The organism is Corynebacterium sp. HMSC068G04, assembly GCF_001814885.1.
GTDB classification, from domain to species: Bacteria; Actinomycetota; Actinomycetes; order Mycobacteriales; family Mycobacteriaceae; genus Corynebacterium; species Corynebacterium hiratae.
In genome coordinates, this window is record NZ_KV818351.1 from 75217 (window position 1) to 92702 (window position 17486).

16 protein-coding genes and 1 tRNA gene are annotated in these 17486 nt (G+C 59.6%); 11 read left to right on the plus strand and 6 right to left on the minus strand.

Features of this window, described 5'->3' with window-relative positions; genetic code table 11:
* The first annotated feature begins 116 nt into the window (after window positions 1-116).
* A tRNA-Leu gene (locus HMPREF2993_RS12325) sits at window positions 117-202 on the plus strand.
* 130 nt (window positions 203-332) lie between these two features.
* Here HMPREF2993_RS12325 and HMPREF2993_RS12330 read toward each other — a convergent pair.
* Window positions 333-974, minus strand: a complete 642-nt coding sequence (locus HMPREF2993_RS12330) for a DedA family protein (RefSeq protein WP_046649180.1) — start codon at window positions 972-974, stop codon at window positions 333-335.
* Between the two features lie 296 nt (window positions 975-1270).
* On the opposite strand from HMPREF2993_RS12330, the gene HMPREF2993_RS12335 reads away from it, so the two are divergent.
* Together HMPREF2993_RS12335 and HMPREF2993_RS12340 are read left to right on the plus strand one after the other, a co-directional pair.
* On the plus strand, window positions 1271-2011 hold the full coding sequence (locus HMPREF2993_RS12335; protein WP_070702614.1) for a TVP38/TMEM64 family protein: 741 nt from the start codon (window positions 1271-1273) through the stop codon (window positions 2009-2011).
* 37 nt (window positions 2012-2048) lie between these two features.
* The gene (locus tag HMPREF2993_RS12340; RefSeq protein ID WP_046649134.1) at window positions 2049-2621 is read left to right on the plus strand and encodes a hypothetical protein; all 573 of its coding nucleotides are present in this window, start codon (window positions 2049-2051) and stop codon (window positions 2619-2621) included.
* Here HMPREF2993_RS12340 and HMPREF2993_RS12345 read toward each other — a convergent pair.
* Window positions 2618-3466 (minus strand): DUF3097 domain-containing protein, encoded by an 849-nt coding sequence (locus HMPREF2993_RS12345; protein WP_070547421.1) that lies wholly within the window; start codon window positions 3464-3466, stop codon window positions 2618-2620. The genes HMPREF2993_RS12340 and HMPREF2993_RS12345 overlap by 4 nt on opposite strands.
* A 33-nt stretch (window positions 3467-3499) precedes the next feature.
* On the opposite strand from HMPREF2993_RS12345, the gene HMPREF2993_RS12350 reads away from it, so the two are divergent.
* Window positions 3500-4267, plus strand: coding sequence for a hypothetical protein (locus tag HMPREF2993_RS12350; RefSeq protein ID WP_049157678.1), 768 nt, complete (start codon window positions 3500-3502; stop codon window positions 4265-4267).
* Here HMPREF2993_RS12350 and HMPREF2993_RS12355 read toward each other — a convergent pair.
* The 3 genes from HMPREF2993_RS12355 to HMPREF2993_RS12365 form a co-directional block, all read right to left on the minus strand.
* On the minus strand, window positions 4264-5382 hold the full coding sequence (locus HMPREF2993_RS12355) for a ferrochelatase (protein WP_070702616.1): 1119 nt from the start codon (window positions 5380-5382) through the stop codon (window positions 4264-4266). The genes HMPREF2993_RS12350 and HMPREF2993_RS12355 overlap by 4 nt on opposite strands.
* Before the next feature lie 26 nt (window positions 5383-5408).
* On the minus strand, window positions 5409-7313 hold the full coding sequence (locus HMPREF2993_RS12360) for a DIP1281 family NlpC/P60 protein (RefSeq protein ID WP_070702618.1): 1905 nt from the start codon (window positions 7311-7313) through the stop codon (window positions 5409-5411).
* A gap of 1410 nt (window positions 7314-8723) precedes the next feature.
* Entirely contained in the window at window positions 8724-9200 is a 477-nt protein-coding gene (locus tag HMPREF2993_RS12365; protein ID WP_049157675.1) for an Rv1476 family membrane protein, read from the minus strand.
* 303 nt (window positions 9201-9503) lie between these two features.
* Here HMPREF2993_RS12365 and can point away from each other — a divergent pair, with 303 nt between their 5' ends.
* From can to HMPREF2993_RS12390, 5 genes are all read left to right on the plus strand, one after another.
* Window positions 9504-12320, plus strand: a complete 2817-nt coding sequence (gene can, locus HMPREF2993_RS12370; protein ID WP_204370977.1) for an aconitate hydratase — start codon at window positions 9504-9506, stop codon at window positions 12318-12320.
* Between the two features lie 176 nt (window positions 12321-12496).
* Window positions 12497-13069: a TetR/AcrR family transcriptional regulator gene (locus tag HMPREF2993_RS12375; RefSeq protein WP_049157671.1), complete on the plus strand. Its 573-nt coding sequence runs from the start codon at window positions 12497-12499 to the stop codon at window positions 13067-13069.
* 399 nt (window positions 13070-13468) lie between these two features.
* The gene (locus tag HMPREF2993_RS13930) at window positions 13469-13909 is read left to right on the plus strand and encodes a hypothetical protein (RefSeq protein ID WP_246822442.1); all 441 of its coding nucleotides are present in this window, start codon (window positions 13469-13471) and stop codon (window positions 13907-13909) included.
* A gap of 103 nt (window positions 13910-14012) precedes the next feature.
* Window positions 14013-14795 carry a hypothetical protein gene (locus tag HMPREF2993_RS12385; protein ID WP_046649127.1) on the plus strand — a complete coding sequence of 261 codons (783 nt, stop codon included), beginning with the start codon at window positions 14013-14015 and terminating at the stop codon, window positions 14793-14795.
* A gap of 259 nt (window positions 14796-15054) precedes the next feature.
* Window positions 15055-15594, plus strand: coding sequence for a hypothetical protein (locus HMPREF2993_RS12390; protein ID WP_246822443.1), 540 nt, complete (start codon window positions 15055-15057; stop codon window positions 15592-15594).
* Here HMPREF2993_RS12390 and HMPREF2993_RS12395 read toward each other — a convergent pair.
* Complete coding sequence (locus HMPREF2993_RS12395) at window positions 15591-16280, minus strand: SDR family oxidoreductase (protein WP_046649125.1); 690 nt, start codon at window positions 16278-16280, stop codon at window positions 15591-15593. The genes HMPREF2993_RS12390 and HMPREF2993_RS12395 overlap by 4 nt on opposite strands.
* Window positions 16281-16359: 79 nt before the next feature.
* On the opposite strand from HMPREF2993_RS12395, the gene HMPREF2993_RS12400 reads away from it, so the two are divergent.
* Window positions 16360-16629 (plus strand): ACT domain-containing protein, encoded by a 270-nt coding sequence (locus HMPREF2993_RS12400; RefSeq protein ID WP_010186707.1) that lies wholly within the window; start codon window positions 16360-16362, stop codon window positions 16627-16629.
* 15 nt (window positions 16630-16644) lie between these two features.
* The coding region (locus HMPREF2993_RS12405) for a DUF711 family protein (RefSeq protein ID WP_141758313.1) at window positions 16645-17486 on the plus strand (842 nt) is incomplete at its 3' end.

The window sequence follows — 17486 nt, forward strand, 5'->3', positions numbered from 1 at the left end:
GTTTTCAACCCTTAAAAGTAACGTGAAAACATGGTGTGTAGTGCTGATTTGTGAAGTGGCACCGGTTCGGGATACAGTATTCGAGTGCCCAGCCGAGAGGCTGAACAAACACCCTAGCCCGGGTGGCGGAATGGCAGACGCGCTAGCTTGAGGTGCTAGTGTCCTATTAACGGACGTGGGGGTTCAAGTCCCCCCTCGGGCACAACCGAAACCCCGTGTTTCGCACCATCGGAAAAGATGATGTGAGACACGGGGTTCCTGCTTTCGTATGTCCGGCCCGGGGGTAGCCCATCGGCGGGCGGCCGCCCCGACCTGGCGGCTCCCTAAAGCCCCTATCCCGCTGTAGTAATAGTGGGTTCCCGCTCTTCGACCACCGTGGCTTTCTTCTTCGACGTGACGTAGCTGTGTACTGCCTTGATCGCAATGGGAGCTACTGACAGCGCAATAATGAGCAGCATGATCTTCTCAATCGAGTTGGCGATGCCCGGAATATTGCCCAGAAAGACGCCGACGAGGTTCATAGAAAGCACCCAAGCCACTGCCCCGCTGACATTCCAGCCAATGAACTTCTTATAGCGCATCCCGGCCGTCCCGGCAGCCACCGGAATGAAGGTGCGCACGATCGGAACGAACCGTCCCAGCACCAAAGCAAGAGGGCCGTGCTTGCGGAAAAAATTCTCCGCGGTGTTAAGGTACTCCAACTTGAGGAGCCGTGCATCCTGCTGAAACAAGCCGCGCCCGAAGCGGTGGCCAATCCAATAGCCCACTTGATCACCTGCAATAGCAGCCACGATACCCACGGTGATAAGCAGCCACAGTGAGACATGAAGATCGTGGCGCAGAATCGCGGCGGTCACCAAAAGGGAGTCTCCCGGAAGAAACGGAAAGAGCACGCCTGATTCGATGAATACAACGAGCGCAATTCCGCCAATCACCCACGGCCCGAACGCTTCGAGTAAGGTGGCCGCGTCCATATAGGACGTGAGGTTATGAAGAAAGTCCAAGATCCACTCCAAAAAGATCATCGGTGTCAGGACAGACACGAAAAGAAAGCAGTGCGGATGCGCACCGCTCTTCAGTATCCTCCGCGAAGTCCATATCGTATGCACTGGATTGGGGCTTGCCAGCAAGTTGGGGCGAAACTGCCAGCCCCTCCCTAGACGGCGTTGATATCTGCTTTTATTTCCTCCCCGCTAGCGCTGGGCGCGAGTATTCTTCATGCAGCCTGAATGAGGGATCAGCAGCCTTGTAGCGCTAGGCTTGAAGCCCTATGAAAACTGGTTGGGTGCGCAGCGTCGGTGACTTCATCGTGTCACTGGGACGATCGGCATGGCAGAGCTTTCGTCGCTGGAGCTGGAAGCGGTGGGCAGCAGTAATCGTTGCCGGCGCGGCGTTGATTGTAGGTGCCGTGCTTGTCGACGTCCCCTCGCTCGCCGTGCTGCGCTCGTGGTCGGAGCACCTTGGGCCTTGGTTCGTTGTGGCCTTTACAGGGGCCTATGTTTTCTTTACGCAGTTTCCCATCCCGCGAACTGTATGGACGCTCGCCGCTGGCCTGCTTTTCGGTCCGTGGCTGGGGTTGGCCATCTCTCTCGTGGCGCTGACCATCTCCGCTACCGTTTCCTTGCTCATTGTGCGCAGCTTGCTCGGTGAGTGGATTCGTCCGCACCTCACGCACCCAGCGGTGTACGCAATCAACGCTCGACTCGACCGGCGCGGCTGGCTGGCTGTAGCGTCACTGCGGATGGTGGCGGGAGTTCCTTTTTCCTTACTCAACTATGTCGCCGCGCTGACTCCCATTTCGGTCATGCACTTCTCCGTAGCCACGCTCATCGGCTCTATCCCCACGACCGCCATCGGCGTCTTCTTCGGGGATGCGCTCACCGGCTCCACGAGCCCCTACACCATTGTCGCCTTCCTGTTAGCGGCCGCGCTCGGGGCCGCGGGGCTCATTCTTGACACGCGTTTGCCTCTTGCCCCCGGAACGCGCGGCTCGGTCAAGCGCAAGGGGTAGACTGGGCCTTGTTTCTCTCTGGAAGGAGTCCCGCACTGTGCTAGCAGTTCACGCCCGTTACCGCGGCCGCTCGGTACGCCGAGCTGATTTGGTTCAACGCTCCGCCGCTGCCTTGTCCACCCTGGAAGGCATTGGTGAATTCGAGGTTCTCGGTGTCGAGGATATCTGCGCCGTGGCCTATTCTTCTTCCGCAGTCTGCGATGTTGTGATGGCGCTGCTCGCGGACGGTGATTGGGCCATCGGCATCGGAGTTATCCCCGGCCAAGGGGCCGGTGACGCCGAAACTCGGGCGGTGGCTACCGCCGCGGTCAAAGGCTCCGCTCGTGCGGGGCACGTCTACGCCAAGGTGGATCGTCGCGGGCGGGCACAGCAAGCGCAGGATATTGCGGCGGCCTTCGCCCTTTTAGGCTTTGTCTTGAACAAGCGCACGATGGAGGGCCGCGAGGCCACCTCGCTGGTACGCGGCGGGCTGAACCAAAATGAGGCCGCTGAAGAACTGGGCATATCCAAACAGGCGATGTCCCAACGCCTGCAAGCTGCGGGCTGGGCGGCAGAGACCGCCGGCTGCCAGCTGGCGGTCAACCTCATCGACCGAGCAAATGCGGATTAGAGTAAATCCTCTTTGCTCAGCTCCGGTGTGGTGACGAAGTCCACGAGCCGCTCTACCGCACCGATCAGCGTGGAATCCAGATCCCGGAATGACGTCACGGCGTTGTAGACGCGGCTCCAGCCTTCCTTAGGGTCAGACCATCCAACACGGCGGCAGATGCCAGTCTTCCAGTCCTCTCCAAAGGGCACGTCCGGCCAGGCTCGCAGCCCGAGGCGCTCAGGTTTGACTGCTGCCCAGATATCAATGAAGGGATGCCCGGTAACGAGCACGTGCTCGCCGACCGTCTGCGTCAACCGCGTCTCCTTCGATCCTTCGACAAGGTGATCCGCCAAAACCCCTACGCGGCGTCCAGGGCCCGGCTGAAATTCGGCGAGACGTTCCTCGAGGTTGTCCAGACCTTCGAGGTATTCGACGACCACACCTTCCACGCGCAGGTCGTGGCCCCACACCTTTTCCACGATGGCGGCATCGTGGATGCCCTCGACCCAAATGCGTGATGGCGCGGCTACCTTCGCTTCCACATTTTCCACGCGGCGTGATCCTGAATTGGACTTGCGGGGTGCTTGCTTTTCGACGTAGCGGGTCAGCGTAACCGGCTGCCCCTCCAATAAAAATCCACCTTTGACGAGTTTGAAGACACGTGCGTTTCCGTGCCGATCCTCGAGCCGCACTACTGGGCCCCACACGGTCTTGTCAACGCCTAAGACCGCTCCCACAAAATCATCACCGCGAACCTCGACCACCATGCCTGGTTCTGCGGGTACCTCGGGGTACTCCGTCTTCTTGTTGCGTGCATGTCCGGCAAAAATATCGCCGCCATAGGGGTCCCGGGAATTCAAGCTCATAGCGGTCTACCCTATCGTCTACACTGTCCAGCCATGGATATGCGCGCCGAAGTCTGGTCCCCTCTACAAAACGTTGCCGTGTGGCTTGGAGCGTGGTTGTGGGGCCAGGAATCTACCGATGACTTCCTCGACGCTCTCACTGAGCTTGGCGGCGAGCAAGTAGCCGCTGACGGTAAGCCTTTCGTTAATGTTATGTCACTTCTAAGGCGCGAGTCGGCCGCGATCATCGAGCGCGGTGAACGCGAGCCATTGCTGCGGCTGGTCCTTTCTGGGCCCGGCGAAGCGCCGGCTCTTCCGGCGGGATCCGAGTCCGCTCAAGCTGCGGTCGAAAACCCGGCCGGCGCCATCGTTGTGCGCACCAACGATCCTGATAGGAATTTAGTGCTTATCCCCACCTACATCGCAGGTGTGACGCGGTGGACGGTGATTGAGGAAACGGACCCGTTGCCCTCGCCCGCGTGGCTGAGCCCAGGAGAAGCGGATGCGCTGCTGAGCACTGCAACGAATGAATCGGCCTCTCTCATCGAAGCAACGGGGTATCGCAGCGATGCTCTCCCCAACCCGCGGCTGACCGTAGGTACGCTGAGCGACTTCTACGACACCCCGGGCTTGCCCTCAGCGGTGCCGGGGCGTGCGGCAAAGCTCTTTGCTCGGGCTGACCGGGTTGCTGCCATTATCGAGACGGTGACTGATCGAGTCCAAGACCACAGCCTCGATCCGCAGCTTCTGCGCCTGTGGCGCCACATCCGCCAAGCGCGCATGGCGGGAGTGGCCTACGCGTTAAGCGAATTCGCACGCTAGTGAGGCTTGCGCAGCGACCAAATATCGCAGCAACCATCGGCGCAGGGCTCGCCGTTGACCGTGCACCCCTGCACTGTGACCTCGCCGAGGGACGCGGGCACACTGCCCTGCTCTAGTTCCTCGATCAGATCCACGATCAGCGATGCAAAGCGCTCAGACGGCCCGGCGGTGCGGGTGCGGTAGACACTGACGCCCATCGCATCGGCGGCCTGCTTGAGCTCGGAATCGAGATCCCAGATAACCTCCATGTGATCAGAGATGAATCCGATGGGACAGACGACGACGCCGTCGACGCCTTCCTCATCGTGGATCCGTGTGGTGTGGTCTACGATGTCTGGTTCCAGCCACGGTGTGGCCGGGTTACCAGAGCGCGATTGCCACACGAGGTCATAGTCCTTAACGCCGGCCGCCTCGGCGACGAGGCGAGAGGCCTCCGCCACTTGGCGGGAGTAAATATGTTTATCCCCTTCGGCACCTCCAACCGCATCGTGTGCCGTGGGCACCGAGTGCGCAGTGAAGAGCATGCGAGTGCGAGCCAGCTTGTCGTCCGGAACCTGCGCGTAGGCCTCCCGGACAGCGGCAGCCATTTCCTCTACAAACTTCGGGTGATCGAAGAACTGGCGCAGCTTGGTGAAGGTTATGTCTGGAAGGTTGTTCTCCTCAACGTGCTGACGCAGGGCAACGATGTCTTCGTTGTATTGCCGGCAGGCGCTGTAGCCGCCCCAGGCCGAGGTGGCAAACACGGCGACGCTGCGCACTCCGTCCGCTGCCATCTGGTCAACGGCCTCTGTTCCAAAGGGATGCCAATTGCGGTTGCCAAAATAGACAGGCAGATTATGTCCGCGGCTCGAAAGCTCCGCAGAGATATTAGCGATGATCTCTCGATTCAATGCATTGAGAGGGCTTATGCCGCCGAAATGGAAGTAGTGCTCCCCCACCTCTTCGAGGCGCTCACGAGGGATGCCACGGCCGCGGGTAACGTTCTCCAAAAACGGAACGACCTCCTCGTTTCCTTCCGGGCCACCGAAAGAAAGAACGAGGAGGGCGTCAAATGAGGAGGGCACCGAATCGGTGCTGTGGGCGTTGCCCTGGGCAGTACGCAGTGTGTCAGTCATGCAGCCCAGTCTAGCAACGCACCCTCCTAGATCAGGCGCACGGCATAGGGGGCCATGCCGCCTTGGCGTACGGGGGTGATACTCACGTTTTGACCGGATTGTGGGGCTTCAACCATGGTGCCATCACCAAGATAGATAGCCACGTGATGGTTGCCGCTAGGGCCATAGAAGATAAGGTCGCCGCGCTCCATTTCGCTCGGGGAAATCTTCGTTCCCTTCTGGTACTGGTATCCGGTGTAGTGCGGTAAGGAAATACCCACGCCGGCGAAGGCATACAGAACCAGCCCCGAGCAGTCGAAACCAACCTTGTTGTAGTCACCGTGGGAGTCTGCAACGCCTCCATCACGGATGCCCTTGGTAGGGCCATTTGCGTCACCGCCGCCCCACGCATACGGAACACCGACTTGAGAGGTGGCACGCTCAATCACGGTCTCAATCTTCGCTTCGCGGGAGGCGTCGCCCAGCGTCGCGGACGCCTTCTTCGTCACACTGTCGGTTGTATCAAGCTCTTCGAGGACGCCGGACAGATCGGAGGCAAGAGAATCCTCGTCCTCAGTGGACGTGATCGTGGATGCCGAATCACTTGTCGACGTCTCGGTGGATCCCGCCGCCGTGGATCCCGTGCTCTCCCCTTCGCCCTGAAGGGCAAAGAGCTTCGAAGAGCCCTGCACCAGCGCGTCGATCTCGTCCTGGGTCAAGCTGTTGTTGTGGTTAGGCTGGGACGCCGCCACCATCGAGGCGACGGTTCCAACTACGCCGATGCCGAGGGCAACAGTCTCAGGATCGATGTCACCCGGATCAAAAGAGCTGCCACCTCGGGGCTGCCCTGTCTCCTTCTTCTCAGAGCCCGTTGCGCGAGTAGAAGACAGCTCCTGCACGTTTGGATCCGAAGCAACCGCGTCTGCAGCGCTTGAAAGTTCCTTCATCTCCTCCGCAGAGGCCGCAGGGGTCGAGCGCTGTGCTTGGAGCGTAGGAGTCTTGGCTTCAGAGGCCGAAGGGCCAGCCGGCGCGTTGGTCGTGGACTCGGCGGCAGTCGTTGTGCTGGCGGGCTCGGACGGGGCTACCGTGGGCTCATCGGCGTCGTCGGCGGCCTCGGTGGCGTCCTGCGTATCGCCCTGCACCTCCGATGTCAACGCTTCATCGTTGACTTCTGTTCCAGCCTCAAGGGTTGACGCTTCATTTTCGTCAACCTCCTTAGCTTGATTGAGGGCCTTATGGAGAGCGGAGAGTTGTGAGAGAAGATCATCGCGCTCGGATGCCGAATCCTTGATGGAGGCTTCGGAGGCGGTGAGCTGATCGCGTGCTGCGGTCTCGGCATCAGCGGCCCGGTCTGCGCGCTCCTCAGCAAGCTGCTGGGTCTTGCGCAGCTGAGATTCCTTATTGGCCTTTTCCGTCCGCTGTTTTTCCAAGTCACGCAACACGGCCTGTTGCTTATCGGATTGTGAACGTAGATAGGACTGACGCTCAAGCATATCCGAGCGGGCATCCTTACCTGCTGCATGCGCAACAGTGTCGGAGGTATTGGCGCGGCGGTAGGCCGAACGTGAGACCTCGTCCAACTTTGCTTGCGCATCCGCGACATCCGCCTGCGCGGCGTCGAGTTGCTCGCGCGCCGTCGTGGTCCCCTGGCGTGCCTGGGCCGCCTTGGTCCGAGCGTCGTTGAGATCGACGAGCGCCCGGTTCACAGATTCGCGTTGGATACCGATGGCCGCTTCAGCTTGAGCGATACGTTCCTCGATCTGCGCGATAGCGCCGGCGAGGTCAGCGATGGACGGATTATCGGAGGATAGCAGGGAGTCAATGTTGAGCTGCTCAGGTTCCGCCGCCACTGCAGGAGTGAGCGAGGAGGCAGTAGATAAGGCTGCAGTGGTCGCAATAGCAGCGAAGGCTGCTTTGAAGCGCCGGAAGCCGAAGGATGATGTGGTGGCCACGAGAGTTATCTCCTAGACACCTACCCATGTAGTTGTGCATCCCTACAGTATTTCCTCATGGCTGGGCGAAGCCGGATGCGGCAGCAGAAAACGCCGCCGAGACTTGAGGTTGCTTCTTCGCCGATAGCGAGTAGGTACTGCGGGGTGCGTCGCCTCCCCCACCACTTCGAAGCTGAAAGGTTGCATGCGTGCCTAAGGAAAGCCGTGCGCTTCCTAGAGTTACGCCTTCGAGGCTGATGAAGCGGTGATGGATACGCGAACAAGAGTGGTCGAACGAGGCATGTACGTCCTGGCGCAGGCAGGAGTATTCCTGCGTTCGTGCCCCTAAAGGGCACTGTGTCCTGCCAACAACGGAGACACTAAAGGTACTGCGCGGGCGCTGTGTATGCACCAACGTCTCATCAGACCGCCGACCCAATCTTCCAGTTGCAGAGCGTCCCTCGCTCGATAGCGAGTACGCCTAGGACTAGCCGCGATCCGACGACGAAGGGGCACACCTCTGGCTGAGGGCCACGTCTCTCACGGTTCCTCCTCGCTGGACGCCGCGCTCGTGAAAGAAGCAACTCGCGCCCACATGGCACAAGTGCCCGCCTCCATGGCTGGCACCCAACCGGAAACCGGAAGAGCATACGGCCGCTTCTTGCCCGCTACAAAGACGCGCACAATGAAGTGTGTGAAGCCTCTTCCACTCGGAAGGTAGGTGTTTCGATTTTTAAAAGTTGAACACTGGTACCGACTGCCTCGAGCAAACTGTTCTGCTACTCGCGTCAGCAGCGACACGACGTTCATCCACCAGGCGGTGAACCCCAACTGTTCCCTTCGCTCGTGGCGTGCTTCCCCACATACCCGTGCGACAAATCAATTGAGAGTCAAGGCTTGGTCCATGAACGTATGGAGCAATAGTCAACCCGTGAGTCGATACGTGAACCATACGTCACCGACACGCCATCTCGCACACTTTCCTCAACTTTCACATCAGCCACGTGCGGCCACAGGGCATGACAGGAGCACCTAACCTGCAATGACTTTGTTACCAAGGTGTGATTGTGATGTTTGTCACTTTTAGGTAACGCCCGCTCCCAAGGTCTGTTTCCAAGTCGGCCTGTCAGTGCGTGTGTGGCGTCACGCCTTGAGGCTTGTCTCACCGACCGCTCTCGTGATTGCCCCAGATTGCTACATCCGTCCTTCATGTCGGACTGGGGCACGATGCTCTAGCGGGCCATTTGACCCTCGGTGAAATTTCACGGCCTGGCAAGCCCCGCAATCACGGATAACTTGCCGTTCGGCGCGCGACGCAAACCACTCCCCCGCTTCGAAAGTAAAGGGATAGTGGTTGACTTTTGCCACTTCCCCACTCCCCCTGCCGTCAAGCCCCAACGAGTAGCGAAGTGCGCGCCGTAGTTATTCCGCCTATTTTTCGGCGATCAAATTGTGCCGAGCAGACGCGCGGAAGGCTATCCATCCGACGGCCGAAGCGAGGCAGAAAAGGAGCCCCAGAATGATTCCCCATGGTGCCGAAAAATGGTCAGCGGTGGCATAGAAATCATTGAGCAGCGTGACCTGATCGAGACCGGTTGGCAACGCATCTTCGGCCGCCTCCAAGGTTGCGCGGTCATAAGAATTGCTCACCGCGGAGACCTTCATGGGCGCCTGCAGGATGACGGTGTCTAGCCCTGTCTGTTGCTGGAGGGTTGTCGCTAAGTCGCGGAGATCCGGAATCTTCTCCGGGAAGACGTCAACCACTGCGATACCGTGTCCGGGTTGTAATGAGGCTGAGATGTGGGCCTGGAGGTCGTCGTCAAGCGCCAGCTCCGGATTAGAGAAGGCAACGCCGTCGGCTGACAGCTGTGCGGCAATATCGTCTACATTTACGTCCGCCGGGATCATCTGCCACTCCTCGTTGTCTTGTAGCGCTTCGGTTCCCCAGATTCGTGGTCGAGCCTAAACCGCCGGACCCGGACAAGCTTCGCGACGCGCCGCTACCCCCAAAATGGATGAAACAGAACGCGCGTACTGTTATAGTGGTGTCGACCGAGGGTTCTTACATCTACAATGTATTAGAGAACATGCGCGTTCAAAGATCGTCGACACGCCTGGCCCCCTGAAGGGTCAGTGCTAGTCGGATAGTTCGACGAACCCTCGACAAGTGTTCGATAACCCACAAGCGAAAAGCAAGGAATGGAGCTCCTTATGACTGAAAGCCTGAACTCCTTCGGCGCCAAGAAGACTCTTGAGGTCAACGGTAAGTCTTATGACTACTTTGACATCAACGCAGTCGAGGGCCTGGAGAAGCTTCCGTACTCCCTCAAGGTTCTGGCTGAGAACCAGCTGCGCTACGAGGACGGTAAGAACGTAACCAAGGATCACATCAACGCTTTGGCCAATTGGGATCCGTCCGCTGAGCCGGATACTGAGATTCAGTTCACCCCGGCCCGCGTTCTCATGCAGGACTTCACTGGTGTCCCTTGCGTGGTGGACCTCGCAACCATGCGTGAGGCAATCACCGCACTCGGCGGCAAGCCGGACCAGGTGAACCCGCTCAACCCGGCCGAGATGGTTATTGACCACTCCGTCATCGTCGAAGCCTTCGGCTCCACCGAGGCCCTTGAGAAGAACGTTGAGATCGAGTACGAGCGCAACCAGGAGCGCTACCAGTTCCTGCGCTGGGGTGCTGAGAACTTCTCCAACTTCCGCGTTGTTCCCCCGGGAACCGGTATTGTCCACCAGGTCAACATTGAGTACCTCTCCCGCGTGGTCTTCGACAACGACGGTCTCGCATACCCGGATACCTGTATTGGTACCGACTCCCACACCACCATGGAGAACGGCCTAGGCATCCTGGGCTGGGGCGTTGGCGGCATCGAGGCAGAGGCAGCGATGCTGGGCCAGCCGGTGTCCATGCTGATCCCGCGCGTCGTGGGCTTCAAGCTCACCGGCGAGATTCCGACCGGCGTGACGGCTACCGACGTTGTTCTGACTATTACTGAGATGCTGCGTCAGCACGGCGTGGTTCAGAAGTTCGTTGAGTTCTACGGCAACGGCGTGAAGGCCGTGCCGCTGGCCAACCGTGCCACCATCGGTAACATGTCCCCCGAGTTCGGCTCCACCGCTGCAATCTTCCCGATCGACGAGGAGACCATCAAGTACCTCGAGCTCACCGGCCGCCCGCAGGAGCAGATCGACCGCGTCGAGGCATACGCCAAGGCTCAGGGTATGTGGCTGGAGCAGGATGCTCCGGAGGCAGAGTACTCCGAGTACCTCGAGCTGGACCTGTCCACCGTGAAGCCGTCCATCGCTGGCCCGAAGCGCCCGCAGGACCGCATCCTCCTCTCCGAGGCCAAGGAGCAGTTCCGTAAGGACCTGCCAACCTACGCTTCCGGTGACGTCGTCGTCGACGAATCCACCGTTGAGGCCAAGCGCATGACCGCCGAGGGCGGCGACGAGAACTCCCTCGTTGACGTGACCGGTGGCCTGAACAAATCCCGCGCAGGCGAGGGTGAGTCCGCTGCCAAGGGCAGCTCCGGCCGCCAGTCCAACCCGGTGACCGTCACCTCCCCGAACGGCGGCGAGTACACGCTGGACCACGGTATGGTTGCCATCGCTTCCATCACCTCCTGCACCAACACCTCCAACCCGTCCGTCATGGTCGGCGCTGGTCTTATCGCACGTAAGGCTGCTGAAAAGGGCCTGAAGTCCAAGCCGTGGGTTAAGACCATTTGTGCTCCGGGTTCCCAGGTTGTCGATGGCTACTTCCAGCGCGCAGACCTGTGGAAGGATCTGGAGGCCCTGGGCTTCTACCTCTCCGGCTTCGGCTGCACCACCTGTATCGGTAACTCCGGCCCGCTGCCGGAGGAGATCTCCAACGCCATCAACGAGCATGATCTGGCTGCTACCGCGGTGCTTTCCGGTAACCGTAACTTCGAGGGCCGTATTTCCCCGGACGTCAAGATGAACTACTTGGCTTCCCCCATCATGGTCATTGCCTACGCTATTGCCGGCACCATGGACTTCGATTTCGAGACCCAGCCGCTGGGCCAGGATCAGGATGGCAACGATGTCTTCCTCAAGGACATCTGGCCTTCCCCGCAGGAGATCGAGGACACCATCCAGCAGGCCATCTCCCGCGAGCTCTACGAGGCTGACTACGCCGACGTGTTCAAGGGTGACGACGCATGGCGCAGCCTGGACGTTCCGGAGGGCGAGACCTTCAAGTGGAACGAGGACTCCACCTACATCCGCAAGGCACCGTATTTCGACGGCATGCCGACTGAGCCGGAGCCCGTTCAGGACATCAAGGGCGCTCGCGTCCTGGCCAAGCTTGGTGACTCCGTGACCACCGACCACATTTCCCCGGCCTCTTCCATCAAGCCGGGTACCCCGGCCGCTCAGTACCTCGATGCCAACGGTGTGGAGCGCCAGGACTACAACTCCCTGGGTTCCCGTCGTGGTAACCACGAGGTCATGATGCGCGGTACCTTCGCTAACATCCGCCTCCAGAACCAGCTGGTCGACGTCGCTGGTGGCTACACCCGCGACTTCACCCAGGAAGGCGCACCGCAGGCCTTCATCTTCGACGCCTGCGAGAACTACAAGGCAGCCGACATCCCGCTGGTTGTCCTTGCTGGTAAGGAGTACGGCACCGGTTCCTCCCGTGACTGGGCTGCTAAGGGCACCAACCTGCTCGGCGTGAAGGCTGTCATCACTGAGTCCTTCGAGCGCATCCACCGCTCGAACCTCATTGGTATGGGCGTTATTCCGCTGCAGTTCCCGGAGGGCGAGTCCCACGAGTCCCTCGGCTTGGACGGCACCGAAACCTTTGACATCGAAGGTATCGAGGCTCTCAACGAGGGCGGCATTCCGAAGTCGGTTCACGTAACCGCCACCAAGGAATCCGGCGAGACCGTTGAGTTTGATGCCAAGGTTCGCATCGACACGCCTGGTGAGGCCGACTACTACCGCCACGGCGGCATCCTGCAGTTCGTTCTGCGCCAGATGGTCAAGGCCTAAACCACCCTTGCCCACCATGCAGGTTCCCCGGATACGGTGCGGCCTGCATAGTTAGGCGGATAGGCCAGCTAGCAACATCGAGTGCTGGCTGGCCTTTCTGCTTCTCTCCCCCTCATCCCCTCATACTTCTGTCACCTGTCTACCCCCAGCCGTGCTTTAAGGAGCTTTCCCCAACCATGCCGATTATGAGCGACTCCGAACTGAACCGCCGCCGCCATGACATTCTGGTCGGTGCACGCAGATGCTTCGCTGAGCACGGCTATGAAGGTGCCACGGTTCGACGCCTCGAAGAAGCCACGGGCAAATCGCGCGGGGCTATCTTTCACCACTTCGGCGATAAAGAGTCTCTCTTTTTGGCCCTGGCCCGGGAAGACGCGGCCCGCGAAGCCGAGGTTGTAGCAAACAACGGTCTCGTTGAGGTAATGAGCGAGATGTTGCGTCACCCAGAGCGCCACGATTGGCTCGCCACCAGACTCGCGGTGACCTCGATGTTGCGCACCGATCCCTCCTTCGCTGCTCGGTGGCATGAAGAGCAGCAGGTTTTGGATAAGGCGGTTCGCGCGCGCTTGGAATCAAACGCTGAGAAGGGCCGGCTGCGCGACGACGTCTCCATCGATACCCTCGTAACTTATCTGGAGACCTTCATGGACGGTTTTATCAACCGCCTGGCCCTCGGGGACACGAAGAATCTAGAACAGGTGTTGTCCTTAGTAGAGCAATCGATTCGTGGCCCACACGCCGATCACTAAGCGCTTAACACTCAGTGCCGGAGTGTGGTTGACGCTACACTGTGGCGCATGGACCATACTCCCCTACAGCTTCCGCGGACGCAGTGTGGAATTAGTCTGAACGCCACACCCCGGCTTGCCCCGAAAGAACAGCGTGCCCACGATGCTCAGCCGAGCCCGCGAATGGACAATTCAGGTCTTCGCGAGGTCATCGAGGAGGCTGGGCCCCAGCCTGGGCGCCTGAAGCTCAGCGACCTGGCAGTCTGGGTCATCATAGGTCTAGTTGGACTATTTATGTGCAACATGACGTTCTCTTTCTTCGCTGGTGATTTTGGTCCTCCGCGATTCAGCTTCTCTGACATCGGCATATTTTCGCTAATCCCTATCATTTTGTGTTTCCTCAGCGCGACCTTTGTCGCTGTGAGCCTGTGGAACATCCTCAAGGAAATCGGTAAAGCTCGGCGTTTGCGCACCGCGTGGCGCAATGGCTGGGTAGAATACCGTCCCGCTCTCATCGGTGAGTTGGTTTACCTGCGCAGCAAAACCGAAGGTCCCGATGATCGTGAACGGACCTATTTCTATTACTCCGCGCCGCTCATGATCCTTCAACCAGACGGCGCACTGGCGAAGGCCATGTCCGGTGAGTTCCGCGCAAACAACCCGAACTGGTTGAGATCACGTGGCGCTGCACTGGCAGAGGGCTCCCGGATCGCTACCGTGGATACTGCGAACAATAATGGCTGGACCGTCGCTGCTTACCGCACCGACGGAACGAGCTCGGAGGCGGAACTCTCCAATGGACTCACCGGCCGCCAAGTTGATGCCGTTCTCCACTTCGCCGAACAGCATTGGGCGCGCTAAGCCGCTGTTCGATTGGTTGGCCCGCCGCCCAACACGGGTCCTACTCCCCATTAGGTGTTGAACCGACGAGAAAGGCAGCTCTAACCCCTTTACACTGTGATCCATGACGCAATCTTCTATTCAATTGCCTCGGTCACCGCTGAAATTTGATGCAGTCAGCGCAGGCTCCCTCGCGCCTAAGGAGTTAAAGGAGCATGATCAGCAGCCGAACCCTAACGTGGACCGCAGCGGTATACGCGAAGCTATCAATAGTGTCGGGCGACCGATCGGCCAAGCCAATCTCGGCGCGATCATCTTTGGATTCATCTTCATCTCCATGGGTGTCATGTCCCTATTCTTCACAGTGTTCCATGTGCTATTCCTCTTTGTCCTATTTCCGGGCGCAGACGGAACGAACGGCGGGATACCAATAGCCAGCATTATCAACGGGCTTGCCGCAATGGTATTCATCTTTGTCGGAGTCATGCTCGTGCGGGGTCGCTGGGGAAGGAGAACTAGGTTGCGGACCGCCTGGGCGAATGGGTGGGTTGAGTACCGTCCTGCGTTAATCGGGGAGCTCGTCTACAAGCGCCGCGTCGACTACAACGACAACACCGACTACTATTACACCGCCCCGATACTCATCTTGCAGCCAGACGGCTCGTTGAAAAAGGCCATGACAGCGGAGTTCGTCGCTCCGAACCCGAATTGGCTGAAGCTTCGCGGCCGGCTGCTCGCCGACGGTCCCCTCGTCGCCACCGTTGACTTCAACCACAATAACGGCTGGAGTGTGGTGGGATACCGCGCCGACTCGGACAAACCGCAACTAGAACTCCAGCATGGTCTGCGCAAGAAGAACATCGAGGCGGCGCTGTCTTTTGCTGAGCAGAACTGGGTAAAAGGTTAACGCTCAACAGCGTGCCATCGGGACGCCCCACCTTCTTCAGGAGCCCACCACAATGCCTCAGCAAGCGATAGCCCCCTTCGACTTTCCGGATCATGAATACTCCGAAAGGCTCATTCCTCGTAGCTTAAGGGAAGTATCTTCGCCAAACCCTTCTCCTACGACAGCTGCCGTCGGTCGCGCCATTGCAGCGGCTGGGCCATTGCCGGGTCGATCCACATCTGGATGGAAGAACCTGCGGACCAAGCTCATCGTGGCGGTAGTGCTACTCGCTATCGCGATATCAGCCATTATCGGCGAAGATACGTCCATCAGCTCGGGGTGGCAGGGATTGGCCGTCGCAGTCTTTGTCCTCGTGCTCGTGGTCGCGGCAGGTAGACAGATTCGGTCCATTCGCAGTTCAACGTGGGGCGCACGCCGACTGGGCACCGCCGCAGAAAAAGGCTGGATTGAGTACTATCCCGCTCTGCTCAGCGAGATCTGGCAGACCGGTCGGCACGTGCCGCATGCCGATCCCACCGAGTACTACTACAAAGCCAAGGTGCGCCTCTTCCTCCCCGACGGCACGGTTCAAGAAATCATCAGCGACGAGTTTGAATCCCACACGTCTCCCCGGGCCTTCCGCGAGCAAGGTATTGCCGTGGTGCGCTTCCAAAGCCAAGCTACCTTCGAGCACACCACGGGGTGGTACATCGCCGCCCACCTCGCTACTAAACCTTTTCGCCAGGCGAGCTTGCACAACGGTCTGACCCGCGAGCAAGTAAGTGCTGGCCTTAACGCCGCGGCGTCTCCTGCATCCTAGATGTCCTTAACGCTGCCTTCACCATCGATGAACTCCAGAGGCGAGGCCGGGAAGCTATCGCGGCGAGCAACCTCAGCGACAACCTCGGCGACAAGCTCCCGGGAAGTCGTCATATCGCTGGTGCGCTCGGCATCGCTATCGAGCACAGTGATGCCCTGGGAAGGCTCTTCCGTGAGCGCTGCAGGACCCAGAATGAGGTAGTTGAGATCCGTCGAATTCAGCTTATTGTCTACGGCCTTCTTGGACTCCACGTAGGCGTACCACGACTCATCGGAAGGATCGGTCGTGTTCTCCGTAGCGCCGATGTAGGAAATCATCACGTAGGCCGGGGTGTGCTTCCCCTCCTCCGCTAGCTTCTCCAAGCCAGCGATGGAGGCAAGTGCCGCATCGCGGTCGACTGCCCACGTCACTTCCGCACCCGCGCGGCCACCGTTTCCAGCGCCCCACACGACGACGTCATAGTCAGCCAAAAGCTCTGCCCAGTCCTCAACAGAAAGCTCGGTGAGATCGCGCACCACTGCGGTGGCGCCTAGGGCTTCAATATCAGCGACCTGGTCGGGGCTACGGATAAGGGAATGGACGGTGAGGTTGGCGTCGACAAGCTTGGGCGCCGCCAAAAGCCCAACCTTTCCGTGGCCGCCGATGTACAAAACCTTCTTGCGTGCAGTTGTTGTCGTATCAGTCATGTGCGCCACCGTACGCGCTATCTGATCTCACTGCAGGACCCCAGGGCAGCTGGAAAAACGTACAGGCTACAATCTAGTCATGATCGCCATCATGACTGTTACCGGTGTCGATAACACCGGCATTATCTCCGCCGTGTCCACCGCCCTCGCAGAACTTAACGTCAATATCGTTGACGTCTCCCAGACGCTCATGTCTGAGTACTTCACCATGATCTTGCGCGTCGAATTCGATGAGAACGAGGTCAGCATCCAGCAGCTCCAGGAGCGGATGAACACCGTCGGTGAGTCCATCAAGCAATCCATTCGCGTGCAGTCGGAAGCGCTGTTCACCGCAATGAACGAGATTTAGGGACGATAACCAGTCATGCTTAACCGCTTCAATACCGCCAGCATTCTCGACACCATCGAGATGATCGAGAAGTACCGTCTCGATATCCGCACCGTCACTATGGGCATTTCGCTGCTCGGCTGCACACGCCCCACCATGGAAGCCACCGCCGAGGCCGTGTACGACCTCGTGACATCCCGCGCCGCACACCTGGTTGAGGTGTGCGAGGGAATCGAGGCCGAGCTCGGCATCCCGATTGTCAACAAGCGCATCTCTGTCACCCCCATCGCGCTCATCGTGGCCGGTATCGAAGGAAACCCCGTGGACGTTGCCCGCGCGCTGGATCGCGCTGCCGCAGCGACCGGTGTTGACTTCGTCGGTGGCTACTCCGCGCTCGTCGAAAAGGGCGCAACGACCGCCGAAAAGGCGCTTATCCGTTCCATCCCGGAAGCCCTGGCAGAGACAAACCTGGTCTGCTCCTCGGTGAATATCGCTTCCTCCCGCGCCGGCATCAACATGAATGCCGCGGCACAGATGGGACGCATCATCAAGGAAGCTGCCGAGCTCACCAAGGATCGCAGCGCCATCGGCTGCGCCAAGCTCGTGATCTTCTCCAACTCCGTGGGCGATAACCCCTTCATGGCCGGTGCCTTCCACGGCATTGAGGAACCGGACTGCGTCGTTTCCGTCGGTGTATCGGGCCCGGGCGTGGTCGATCGCGCGCTCGGCTCCCTTGCGGGCGCCACCCTCAACGAGGTCGCCGAAGAGGTCAAGAAGGCAGCCTTCAAGGTCACGCGCGCCGGCCAGCTCGTGGGTGAAATGGCTTCGGAGCGCCTCGGTGTCCCCTTCGGCATCATTGACCTCTCCCTCGCTCCCAC